We start from the raw sequence: 12619 nt of genomic DNA, 5'->3' as shown, positions 1-12619 counted from the left end.
CAGAAATTTGCCGGTAATCATCTCATCACAGTGCAGTACCGTTGACTTTTGGCGTCTCCACAACGCTTCCAATGTCACCGAGACCATTTATTCTCATTAGTTTACTCGTTCCGGTTTTCTAATCTCCCGTTCCTCTGAAGACATGAATTCATAATGTTCCTTCAAAAAGGCAGGAATCTCCAATATCTCATCTTCTTGATACTTAGTTTGGATGGAATCAATATCAAAATTGCTTTTGAAAATACTGGTTGTTTCCGCATGCTCGTGACTCAGTTTTGTAGCAGCAGAATTCAAGCTTGATATAATACCGTCAACATTCAGATAGGATTCAACGACAAGACGGGAAAATCCTGATAATGTTCTTGGAAAAGCCGCGCGGGTCATTGCAAAACCCACCACATTTTCGCCGATTATCCTTATGCCACCAAATGCCGAGATGATGTTCGCTCGTACTGTCCTGTAAGGCAACCCGGCGTTTCGTATCAATGCCGCAACTTTAGTGGGCGTCCACGCCATGCGTGCCAATTTATAACCTTGCCAACCCGAAATCGCCAGGCTTATAAGGGTCGAATACACGTTTAAATTACCCAAAAATTCCTGATCTTGCCTTGTGCCGGGCGAATTCGCCACGCCCTTTCGCTCGATCAATGCCTGCATTGTGCCTGACGTGGCCCCCACTAAACCCGCCATGGCGCTCAGCGTAGCCATATTACGCAACATTATATTGGTAATGGCGCCGATTGGGCCAAAGGCCATAAAGGCAAAGCTGACCAAACTTAACAGAAACGATAACTCACCAGGCGAATCAACTCCCTGGCTGATTCTCCCCTTGATGCTTCTGGCGGCCAAACCGCTATGATCATTCCGATTCACCGGATCATTATAACAATAAATATAGGGATTGATGCCTCCGACTCCCAGTGGGCTAGTGGAATCTGGTGTTAGAAACCTCTTTAATCGCACATCATAGGGTCTGGCGCCAAGGTGATAAATACCGCAGTCCCTATCATAAAGCTCTCCTTTATATAACAGGTCTAAGGGATTTACGTCACCCGTTTGCGTGAACCCAAAGGGTAAATAACACCTTAACTCCTGTCGTCCGCTCATAATAATCGAACTTTCGCTGTCAGCGCAGAATAACGTCTGCTCGCGTCCTCGCCTACCCATTAACGGCGTATCGCCGAGATACCCTATTACATTTCCTTCATCGCCACTTTGATCACTTTTGATGACACGTACTTTATCATTAAAATGCCTTAAATTAATGACCCTTTGTGATGAAGTACGATTCACATCGACTCTCCTGAGAAGCCTGCCTAAAGGGTCATAATAATATTCAAACAAACGATTTGAACGGTGTTCACCCCACCGTTTAAGCTTCCCCAAGCCATTATATTCAAAATACTGATTTTCAAGAATGATGCCGTTAATCGCCTGCAAATTCCCAATAGCATCACCTTTTGAATTATATGTGATATGACAAGCAAAGCCGGACTCGGGTCCGGTAATACCTTCAAGTTGAAAACAATGATTTTGGTTATAATGAAAATGTGTCGTTGCTCTGCCATTGTCGCGGTAATTTGATGAAATACTTTTTAAATTGAAGAAATTATCATAACTAAAATCTTGTCGAGTAACTTCTCTACCCGATTCATCCCGTGGCAAAAGACTCCCTGATGCAACAAATTGACTTATTCTGCCTTCATTATCATAGACAATTGTGCTTAAGGTATCGTGATCATAGCTTTTTGTATCCACCGAACTAAGTGAGCTATTCGCATTACGGGAAACCTCAACTAGAACTCTATCATGGGCTGTAAAATACGTCCGCTGATATTCATCCCCATATTTATCATAACTAATAGAGAGTGATTCTGGAGATATAACCCCTTTATTGTAAATCGTCACTTTCGCAATTTGTGGCACGGGTAGGGCATATTCAAACATGAGTTCTGTGGAGGAATTTATTTCGATAGATGTTAATTCCCCTGAGCTCTTATAAGAAAATTTTTCGTAAAAATCATCGATGTTATTTCTCATTGAATAAGGCACGCCATTTAACGAATAAACCATATCAATATCATTGATAGTATTTCCATTTAGCCGAGTTGTTTCATTCGAAGGAAATCCTTTGCTATTGTAAGTATAATTAAGTGAAGTATCATAAGACATGCCGTTGGAGGTAATAGGAATCACCTGCGTTATCAGTGAAGTAACATTTCCTGTCTGAGGATCGTAATCATAGTCGCAGAACTCGTTTTCATGCAAAAGACTGCGCTTTTCTTTGATGACTTCATCCACAGAAGGATGATATTGATATTCGATATATTCCCCATTAGCTTTGACAATCCTTTTCAGCCGGAAAGGATTGTTTTCATGATAAGAATATCTTTCTCTTGGGCCAGAACCCACCCCTTCAAAGTAGGCATCTGTTAATTGGAGATAATCATCATAATATGCTGAATAAATACTTCTTCCATTGACCCTGACATGAGAAGTTAAAGAAGTTGATGTTGAAGAAACATACTTCAAAAAAACATCAGATGTAATTTTCCTGTTGCGTCCCCTAACGACAATTCTACTTATCCTATTACACATGTCATATGTCAGTGTTGTCACTTTATCTTGATCATCAAATTCCCTAGAAAGTCTGCCAAATTTATCATATATTTTCTTCTTTAATATCAGAGGATCCCAATCGGTCAACCCTGATAATTTAGCCACTTCAGTCTCTCTATCATATGCATTGTAGGTATAACGCTTCAGATTGGACCCTTCGATGCCATTAATACGTGTATTTTCGATAGGATTATACCGTTGGAAAATCTTAACGCCATTTTCTAACTGTATATAATCCATATTACCCCAATAGTCATATATATACCTCTCGATATGCGTAGTCGAACTTTGTGCCTCTGCAACCCCCTCTGACAGGTCATGAATATGATAATCATGCTTTACTTTCTGGATCAGTTGGTTTTGATCATTATAGATATACTCTTCTAACAGAAGGGGCCATTCGGAATTGCTGTTATTAACATCCCACTTTTTACTTATCCTTCCGAGACCATCATAAAGGATTCGATATTTTTGATTGAGTGAATCGGTAATAGTCATGGTCCACAGTTCTGAGATATCCTCTGCTTTCTGGAAAAGATAACTTTTTTTCGCTTGAAATGCAGACCCTTCAGCGACTTTTTTCCCTGTCAAGTTACCCCAAATATCATATTCATAAACAATCTCCCTCCCTTCTGGTGAGGTTATGGATAAAAGTCGATTAGGAGCGAGTGACCAAACGAACTTAAAAATTAGCGTCTGCCCTTTCCCGGTGAAGTCAAAGCTTCTATTTTCATAAATTTTTTGACCTGAGCGATAATGTGTTATATTACAAAGATAGCGTTGTTCCGAGGTTTGGGTCGATGTTGCCGTTGATGTCAACGTGTCAACTATTGAAGAGATTTTTTCGGTTCTGCCATGTAACTCTGGTTCTGAAAGGGCTAATTGATAACTGTATCCATTTCTGATTTCTATTTTATCATTTCTCATTCCAAATAATTCTCTGGTCTCTTCTCTCCTCATGACAAAATATTTTCTTGATGAATTATTTAATGCGGGCATAAAGTCATAGTCGTAATTAACGACGTCACGGGATGTTTCACAATTTCCTGTTCTGCAAAATCTTTCCTCGGTTAGTAAATTTCTTTTGAAAATATCGTTATACCCATCATCACGCCATTGTGCAAACGCTTTATTATCTTTGTAAATTCTCCGAGTCACCATATTTCGCTCTCGGTATTCTATAACGTTGCCAAACTCGTCACAGCGTGTTTCTTTCAGTAGAGTTTTTCTAAAATTATTTTTATACATATCTGAATAGACTGTATGTTCTTTGAAGCTTGACATGCTACCAGGGGGTTGTGCAGAATACGGTGTATTGCTCTTCAGCAAAAAATAATCATAAGTTGTTTTTGTTACATTGCCATCTTGTTCTCGACTCTTTTCCGTGAGTAGATGAAATCGGTTATAGACATACTGGCTATATATAGGCGGATTAGTTGAACTTTCGAAGGTTTCAGTGACATAGTATGTGTAACTATCATCTATTGACTCAAGAAGATCATTATGGGAATAACCATTAATTACTAACGGAAACCCAGTAAAGTTTCTTTGAAAGTGCAAACCGCCAGATGTTTCAATAAAGGGACCATATTTATATACTCTTTTGATTCCCTGTTCGGCCGAAGCAATTATGCTGTCATGGTTCGGCAACGTTGTCCAACTGTTAACTGCTGCAAGAGTAGTATCATGATCAATCTGTATAGCATTTTCATCGTAAGTTATTATTTCATGCGCGCCTAACGGGCCAAATACATCTGATATGACCATCAAGTCATTGCTAAGAGTATGATATAAATAACTTGTGTTGAATTTACTGATGGTGTTTTTAACGTCTAATCTTTGACTATTGACAGGCTCAATACTGACGGCATTAAGCTTATTAAGCTCATCATATTCAGTCTTCAATAAAAAATCTTTGTCTCCTTCGATAAAATTGATATGAGTTAAAAATGGTCCTTTACCTGCAACTTCCAAATAATGAAAACTGATTATAATTCTACCTTCATGATCAGTGATATAGGATGGGTTATTCTCGTTGGATCGATAATAGAAGTAATATGTTTCGCCATTCTCCATGACTAATTTATCAAGAAGGTAAACCCCTAGGTAGTCATTGTACGCAAGTATTTCCGTTACACCGTCGATGCTATATAAATGGCATGTTGTTTCATTTATCTGCCAAAGCATCAGATCTTTCTGATGATGTCCGAGTATGGTATTTTTCATACTCTCCCAGCCAACCTTAATATCAAAAAACTGGCCTGACAATGTACCCAACCGCCCCAAATCTTGACTAATAATATATTTATCATCATAAAAAGGAATATTCATCGACCAACCAATACCGTAGGGGCTTAAATCACTACTCGTTGCTGGCGTGAAAGACAAACGGAGTTCGCGAGCGCCGCCAATACCATTTTTGGGTTCAAATCTATAAATTATGATATTTGATATAAACTGCCCAGTACGCAGGTCAACATGATTTTGTACATCCTCAGAGAAATTAGCCGCTATCGACGTGATATTCATATGCTTACCCGATTGAAAAGTTATCAAACTGTCCGATACGTTTGTTTACTGAGCATCCCATGTGTATCAACATATATCACAGTCAGATGAGCAATAAAAAATTCAATTTTTAACACACCGAATGCTATTCTTAAGCAAAGGCCGTTCATAACCTTCACGTTGGCGTTAGGCAGTTAACTTCCGGTTTTTGCCCGATAACACACGGGTGATATTCGGCGGTCCAACTGACATGATCGGGTGAAAGACCAATGTGATAGTAAAGTGTTTATCGGGGTTTTGAGGATTGTTTGTTCTACAAATCTGCGATTTTTACTGGCAAACCCTCTTGGGCCATGTCTCTCGGTATGAGATAGCAAGCGTCAACGCATCTGGTTTCCCCCGGCATGATGGACTGTGACGGATCTCGCGAAAATCAAACAATTTTTTGTTAATGCTAGGGCTAAAGAGATAAGCGCATCCTGTTTAGCGGAAATGCCCGTTATACTTCATGTTGCTTTTTGTGGACTACGTTCGCTCATCTCAGTCACAGCGTTGTATAGGGGCATGAGAGACCGACTGTCTCTCACCCAAGGCCCACCGTTGGCGGTTCACATGCGTTTCCGACCAATGTGCCGCTGGCGCGCCGCAGCGCGAAGTCAGTAGAGTATAAGCGATCATTATGCTAATAACCTGCGGTAATTGAGAACAGATATGGGTATATTCGTATCGAAAAAGTTAATTAATTTTATCACGCTGGCACAAACCAACAATATTGCCAAAGCCGCCGAAAAGTTGCATATGACCGCTTCGCCGTTTGGCAAAAGTATTGCCGCTTTGGAAGAAATGGTGGGCTATGAACTGTTTTCACGCACGGATAACAGCATCAGTCTAAACAAGGCCGGACAGGAACTGTATCAGATGCTCTATCCCATCTACCAGCGGCTGGCCGGCATCGATACGGAAATTATGCTGGCCGGCTACCATCGTCAGCGTAGTTGCGTTATCGGCATCGACACTGCCTATCCCACGATAATTTTTGATCAGTTGATAAGCCTGGGAGACAAATTCGACGGTTTCACCACCAAGCCGTTTGATTTCAACGAAAGCGATCTGGTGTCCAGCTTGCTGGATCACGACATGGACATGATCATTTCCCCCCAGCAGGCCTCGCCGCGGGTAAGCGAAATTTCCAGTATGCAGGTCATTCCCCTTGAACCGCTCAAATTAGGGTTCCTGGTATCGCGCATTCATGACAACGTACCGCCAAACGAGCTGCTGCACAGTCTGCCGTGGCTGCAAATGCGCTTTCAGCACCGGGCGAATTTTGAATCGCTCATCGACGCCCACTTTCGCCATGCCGGCATCACGCCCACCATTATCTACCGGCCCTACAGTTTTCTGGCCAAGATCAGCGCGGTCAATCGCGGACAATTTATCACCGTCGTCCCCCATTTTGCCTACCGGTTCGTCAACCCCGCCAGCTTGAAATACTTCGATGCCCCCAACAAGCCGATGTATATGCCGGAATACCTCTATTCACTTAAAAGCTGCAAAATGACCGGAAAACTGGTGACGGCGGTGCGCGATGATCGCAGCGGCAATGTCTCGCCGCCGGCATAACCCCCCCGCGCGAGCTTTCCGTTTTGTTCCGTCCGGACCCCGTGCAACGAAGGGCGTCGCTTCGCCAAGCGGCGCCTTTAAACCGGACCGGCCGCGCACAACGATGGCGACGGCCGGCACCCTCGCCGTCAAGCCAGCATACTGCCGTGCTCCAGCAAGTTGCGATGCATATCGAACGCATGGCTGAGGTCATGGTGGATATGGCCTTTTTTACCCAGCTCCAGGTAGCGGTACAGGCAATCCCGATACATGGGATGCGCGCAATGGGCGATGATGGCCTGGGCCCGCTGCATGGGCGACAGTCCGCGCAAGTCGGCCACGCCGTTTTCGGTGATGATCACCTTGACGCTGTGCTCGCTGTGATCGACATGGGAACACATCGGCACAATAGTGGAAATCTTCCCGCCTTTGGCGATGGACGGCGCCATAAAAATGGACAAATAGGCGTTGCGTTCGAAATCCCCGCTGCCGCCGATACCGTTCATCAGATTGACCCCGGCCACATGCGTGGAATTGGCATGGCCGTAAATATCGAATTCCAGACCGACATTCAGGGCAATGACCCCCAGCCGGCGGATGATTTCCGGGTTATTGGAAATTTCCTGGGGCCTGAGCACAATACGCTCGCAGAAGAAATCCATATTATCGTAGATGTGTTGCAGAATGTCCGGCGGTACGGTCAGGCTAGAGGCGCTGGCGCCAAGAATTTTGCCCTTTTCCAGTAAATCCACCACCGAGGATTGCAGCACTTCGGAGTACATCATAAACGGCGGTATATCCGGGTTGCTGCCCAAAGCCCGCAGCACCGCGTTATTGATATTGCCGACCCCGCTTTGCAGCGGTAGGAATCCCGGTGGAATCCGTTGCGCGTGCAGCTCGCCAAGCAAAAACCGCTCTACGTTATGGGCTATCTGCCGGCACAGGGGGTTTTCCTCGCCGAATTCGTTTATCTGGTCGGCCAGTTCGGTGTGCACCACCGCCACGATTTTTGCCGGATCGATCTGGACAAAATTCTCGCCGGCCCGATCAAGGGTATGGAATATGGGCACCATATTGCGGCTTGGCGGCGCGCCGAGCGTGACGATATCGCTCATTTCGCACACGCGGGACGAATGGTAGTGATTCAATTCGATAATGATCTTGCGTGCCTGCTGCAAGTAGACCGGCGCGTTGCCGATACCGCTGGTCAGGTAGACGCGCCCATCGTCAGTGACGGCCGACGCCTCGATAACCGCCACATCAATGGGACCGAAAAAGCCGTAGTTGACCATCTGCGCCACTTCGCTCAGATGGAGATCGACGAAATTAATTTCTCCCTGGTTAATTTTTTCCCGTAAAGCGGGCGCGGTTTGGTAGGGCGCCCGCCATTCAACCGCATCGGCCTGCGCCAGTTGATTATCGGCCAGCGCGCCGATGGACGCGCCGGTCAGTAATTTTATTTTGAAAGGCTGTTCCTGGCGGTGCAGTTCCGTTGCCCGCCGGGCCAAGGCTTCCGGCAGCGCTTTTGGCGCGCCGGCCGGGGTGAACCCGCTGAAGGCCACCATATTCCCATGGCAAATCAAGGCAGCGGCCTCGTCCGCGGTCATCACTGCAAAGTTCTGATCCATCCTGTTTGCTCCATGATTGGGTGTGCGAAAGAGAATTACCGTCCGATAAAGTTCGCCTTGCGTTTTTCCATAAAGGCCGCCATGCCTTCCTGGTAGTCCTGGCTGTCGTACACCACTCGCCGCAGCCCCTGAATGCGCTCGAATTCATCGGAATTCATGGTGTGCGCCTCGCCTAATACCCTTAGCTCTTCCTTGATGACCGCAACGGCCAGCGGCGCTTTTTCCGCGATGGTGTTGGCCATGCGCATGGTAAAATCCTCCAGTTCCGCCGGATCGACGATATGGTTGAGAATCCCGACGGCCAGCGCCCGTTCGGCGGAAATAGGCAACGCGGTGAAAATCATTTCCTTGACGATATGGAAACCGGCGTCGCGCGTCAGGTTGTGTATGCCCACCAGGTTATAGGGCACGCCCAGGTTAACCGGCGTCATGGAAAAAGTGGATTTGTTGCTGGAGATAATGATGTCCGAACTCATAATCAATTCGAACGCGCCGCCCCAGACACTGCCCTCCACCATGGAAATGACCGGCTTGGGAAATTTCTGGATGGCGCGGGTGATCTTGCGCAGCGGATCATCATAGGCCAGCGGGTCGCGCCGGGTTTTCGGCAGTTCATGAATATCATGCCCGGCGGAAAAGACCTTGGCCCCTTTAGGGGCGCGGATTATCACGCAACGGATGTCAATATTATTCAAATCCTCCAAGGCTTGAAGAATATCTTTAATAAATACCGCGCTCAAGGCATTCAGCTTTTTACCGTAATTGAACTCGATAATGCCGACACGGTTTTCAATCATCACTTTCACATAGTCGTAAGCCATTATTTTTACCTTTAGTCCGAAATTTTTCCGCAAATAAATTCGACAACGCCATTCACCGCCGCGCGCGGCGACAAGTGATGATTATCCACTTGTTGTAATGCCCGCTGATAACAATCCTGAATATCCCGCCGGGCGAATAACGCCTGCAAAACCGTTTCTTCGATTTGCTTATGCATGGATTCCAGATATTGCCTTCTGCGCAATGCCTCAAGTTGCCCGTCCACCGCCATTTGCTGATAGAATGCATCCGTGTAACGCCAGACTTCGTCAATCCCCCGCTGTTCCAGCGCGCTGCAAGTCAGCACCGGCACGGGCCAGTCCGGATATTTGCGCCGCATGATATGCAGCGCCGCCTGATAGATTTGCCGGGTCAGCATGACTCGGGAATGATTTTCGCCGTCATCCTTGTTGATGACGATGATATCGGCCATCTCCATGATGCCTTTTTTGATGCCCTGTAATTCATCACCGGCCCCGGCCAGTTGTAACGACAGAAAACAATCCACCAGATGGGCGATTTCCACCTCGGACTGCCCCACGCCCACCGTTTCTACGATTACCGCGTCATACTTCGCCGCCTCGCACAACAGCATCAGTTCGCGGGTGCGACGGCTGGTGCCGCCCAGATGTCCGCCGGCGGGGACCGGCCGGATAAAGGCCCGTTCAGACCGGGCGAGAGTCAGCATCCGGGTTTTATCACCGAGGATACTGCCTCCGCTCAGGGGGCTGCTGGGGTCGATGGCGATGATCGCCACCTTGAAATCCCGTTGCAGCAAGTAGCCCCCCAGCGCCTCCAGGAAAGTGCTTTTACCGGCGCCCGGCACGCCGGTAATACCGATTCGCCTGGCCTGCCCGGTGTGAGGCATGATCGTGTCCAGCAGCCGCGCGGCCAGAGCTTGATGGGCGGGATGGGTGCTTTCCACCAGCGTCATCGCCTGGGCCAGGGCCACCCGGTCGCCGGCCAATAGCCGTTCGACGGCGCTATCCAGCGTGTCGGCGCTAATCATGATGGTCACTGATTTTTTTCAGGACATCGCGCACGCTGGCCAGCATCGGCGTGCCCGGCCCGTAAATCGCCATCACGCCGCGCTGGTAGAGATAATCATAGTCCTGCGGCGGAATCACGCCCCCCGCCACCACCCTGATATCCTGGCGGCCGTAACGCGCCAGCGCCTCAATCAACGCCGGAATAAGCGTTTTATGGCCGGCGGCCAGCGATGAGGCGCCGACGACGTGGACATCGTTTTCCACCGCCAGTTTGGCGATTTCCTCCGGCGTGGAAAACATCGGGCTCAGATCCACATCGAATCCCAGGTCCGAATAGGCGCTGGCGATCACCTTGGCGCCGCGGTCATGACCGTCTTGTCCCATCTTGGCTATCAGGATCCGCGGCCGGCGGCCGTACTCATTGAGAAATCGTTCGGTTTCGTTTTTGATGGCCTCGAATTCGGCGGCGCCTTGGGCGCTTTGCTGATAACTGTTGGCGATGACCCCGGTCACGCAGTTGGTCTGCACCAGATAGCGACCGAACGCCGTCTCAATGGCATCGGAAATCTCGCCCAACGTGGCCCGCAGCCTGGCCGCCTGGATGGCGGCTTCCAGCAAATTGCCGCCTTTTTCCGCCGCGTGGGTCAGCATGCCGAGGGCATCGGCGACGGCGGCATTGTCTCGGGTGGCGCGAATGCGCTGCAACAGCGCGATCTGTTCCCCGCGCACCTTGATATTGTCGATTTCCAATACCGGCGGCACGTCCTCCTGCGCCAGCTTGTATTTATTGACGCCGACGATCACTTGTTTGCCCTGGTCGATCAGCGACTGCTGCCGGGCGGAATTCTCCTCAATCATCCGTTTTGGCAAACCCGCCTCGATGGCTTTGGCCATGCCGCCGGCATCCTTGATCAGGGCGATGATTTTACGCGCTTCCTTTACTATCCGGTCAGTCAGGGATTCCACATAATAGGAGCCGGCCAGCGGGTCGACGGTGCGGCAGATGGCCGACTCTTCCTGCAAAATGATCTGGGTGTTGCGGGCGATCCGCGCCGAGAAATCGGTGGGCAGCCCCAGCGCTTCGTCGAAAGCGTTGGTGTGCAGGGATTGGGTGCCGCCGAGAGTGGCCGCCAGCGCTTCTATCGTGGTGCGGATAACGTTGTTATAGGGATCTTGTTCGGTGAGGCTCCAACCGGAGGTTTGGCAATGGGTACGCAGCGCCTTGGATTTCGGATTGGTGGAACCAAAACTTTCCACCGCTTCGCTCCACAAATACCGGGCGGCCCGCAGCATGGCGATATTCATGAACATATCCATGCCGATGCCGAAGAAAAACGACAAACGGGGCGCGAAATCATCAATATGCAAACCGGCGGAGAGCGCCGCCTGAATATATTCGATGCCATCGGCAATGGTGAAAGCCACCTGCTGGACGCAATTGGCGCCCGCCTCGCCCATATGGTAGCCGCTAATGCTGATGGTGTTGAACTTCGGCATATTGGCCGAGCAATAGGCGATGATATCGGAAATAATCCGCATCGACGGCTTCGGCGGGTAAATATAGGTATTACGGCACAGATACTCCTTCAGAATATCGTTTTGGATCGTGCCGGTTAACTGTTCGGGTTTGACCCCCTGTTCCTCGGCGGCGACGATATAAAACGCCATAATGGGGATGACCGCGCCGTTCATGGTCATGGACACCGACATCTTATCCAGCGGTATCTGATCGAACAGTATTTTCATGTCCTCCACGCTGTCGATGGCCACGCCGGCCTTGCCCACGTCGCCGGACACCCGCTCATTATCGGAATCATAGCCCCGGTGCGTGGCCAGGTCGAAAGCCACCGAGAGGCCTTTTTGTCCCGCGGCCAGGTTTCGGCGGTAAAAAGCGTTGGACTCTTTGGCGGTGGAAAAGCCGGCATACTGGCGGATTGTCCAGGGTTGGGCGGCATACATGGTGGCCCGCGGACCGCGGACGAAGGGAGCGATGCCCGGCAATGATCCGGTGACCTCCAGGTCGGCCGTATCCGCTCCGGTATACAGCGGTTTGATGGTAATGCCTTCCGCAGTCGGGGTGTGTAAATCATCGACACTTTTCCCCAACCGGGATAATTCTTTATTGGCAAGCTTTTCCCATGCCTCTAATTGAGCCATTGTGGTTCTCCGAATAGGATATGCTAATTTTTATTTCATTCACGCGGCATCGGGGCGTAATACCTCCCCTCCTCGACCTGGATGGGTCAAAGGGAAATATCATCGTCGTGTTCAGAAAATAAATTTCTTAATTCCAAAAATTAATTCATCAATAAAACCTTCACCGCCAATGAAATACCTGGAAATAGTGATAGCATTTTCCCGCCAGGTTTGCGCCCTCAAAAAATGCACGCTCAGCAATCATTATTTGCCGCATTCGCCAATCATTAGAGAATAGGCCCGTTTACCGTCGGCAAGGTC

The 12619-nt window shown here is 48.5% G+C and carries 6 protein-coding genes; 1 reads left to right on the top strand and 5 read right to left on the bottom strand.

Annotation, left to right across the window (positions count from 1 at the left end; all coding sequences use genetic code 11):
* Positions 1-96: 96 nt before the first annotated feature.
* Positions 97-5148, bottom strand: a complete 5052-nt coding sequence (locus tag FCN80_RS04870; RefSeq protein WP_136988775.1) for an RHS repeat domain-containing protein — start codon at positions 5146-5148, stop codon at positions 97-99.
* Between the two features lie 690 nt (positions 5149-5838).
* Between FCN80_RS04870 and srsR the strand changes: the two genes are divergently transcribed.
* Complete coding sequence (gene srsR, locus FCN80_RS04865; protein ID WP_136988774.1) at positions 5839-6747, top strand: LysR family transcriptional regulator SrsR; 909 nt, start codon at positions 5839-5841, stop codon at positions 6745-6747.
* A gap of 128 nt (positions 6748-6875) precedes the next feature.
* On the opposite strand, the gene FCN80_RS04860 is transcribed toward srsR, so the two are convergent.
* From FCN80_RS04860 to scpA, 4 genes are read right to left on the bottom strand one after another with little or no spacing between them, the layout of a single operon-like run.
* Positions 6876-8354 (bottom strand): succinate CoA transferase, encoded by a 1479-nt coding sequence (locus FCN80_RS04860; protein WP_136988773.1) that lies wholly within the window; start codon positions 8352-8354, stop codon positions 6876-6878.
* A 35-nt stretch (positions 8355-8389) separates the two neighbouring features.
* Positions 8390-9175 (bottom strand): methylmalonyl-CoA decarboxylase, encoded by a 786-nt coding sequence (gene scpB / locus FCN80_RS04855; protein ID WP_136988772.1) that lies wholly within the window; start codon positions 9173-9175, stop codon positions 8390-8392.
* Positions 9176-9186: 11 nt separating this feature from the next.
* Positions 9187-10182: a methylmalonyl Co-A mutase-associated GTPase MeaB gene (meaB, locus tag FCN80_RS04850; protein WP_136988920.1), complete on the bottom strand. Its 996-nt coding sequence runs from the start codon at positions 10180-10182 to the stop codon at positions 9187-9189.
* Positions 10175-12319, bottom strand: coding sequence for a methylmalonyl-CoA mutase (gene scpA, locus FCN80_RS04845; protein WP_136988771.1), 2145 nt, complete (start codon positions 12317-12319; stop codon positions 10175-10177). The genes meaB and scpA overlap by 8 nt, the downstream gene beginning before the upstream one ends.
* Between the last annotated feature and the right edge of the window lie 300 nt (positions 12320-12619).

The organism is Martelella alba (assembly GCF_005217455.1).
Taxonomy (GTDB): Bacteria; Pseudomonadota; Gammaproteobacteria; order Enterobacterales; family Enterobacteriaceae; genus Acerihabitans.
This window is presented reverse-complemented; position numbering and strand designations above follow the sequence as displayed.

What these genes read in the sequence shown, in the direction of transcription:
- scpA (WP_136988771.1), bottom strand. Translation starts at nt 12,319, where the DNA reads ATGGCTCAATTAGAGGCATGGGAAAAGCTTGCCAATAAAGAATTATCC.
- srsR (WP_136988774.1), top strand. Translation starts at nt 5,839, where the DNA reads ATGGGTATATTCGTATCGAAAAAGTTAATTAATTTTATCACGCTGGCA.
- scpB (WP_136988772.1), bottom strand. Translation starts at nt 9,175, where the DNA reads ATGGCTTACGACTATGTGAAAGTGATGATTGAAAACCGTGTCGGCATT.
- FCN80_RS04870 (WP_136988775.1), bottom strand. Translation starts at nt 5,148, where the DNA reads ATGAATATCACGTCGATAGCGGCTAATTTCTCTGAGGATGTACAAAAT.
- meaB (WP_136988920.1), bottom strand. Translation starts at nt 10,182, where the DNA reads ATGATTAGCGCCGACACGCTGGATAGCGCCGTCGAACGGCTATTGGCC.
- FCN80_RS04860 (WP_136988773.1), bottom strand. Translation starts at nt 8,354, where the DNA reads ATGGATCAGAACTTTGCAGTGATGACCGCGGACGAGGCCGCTGCCTTG.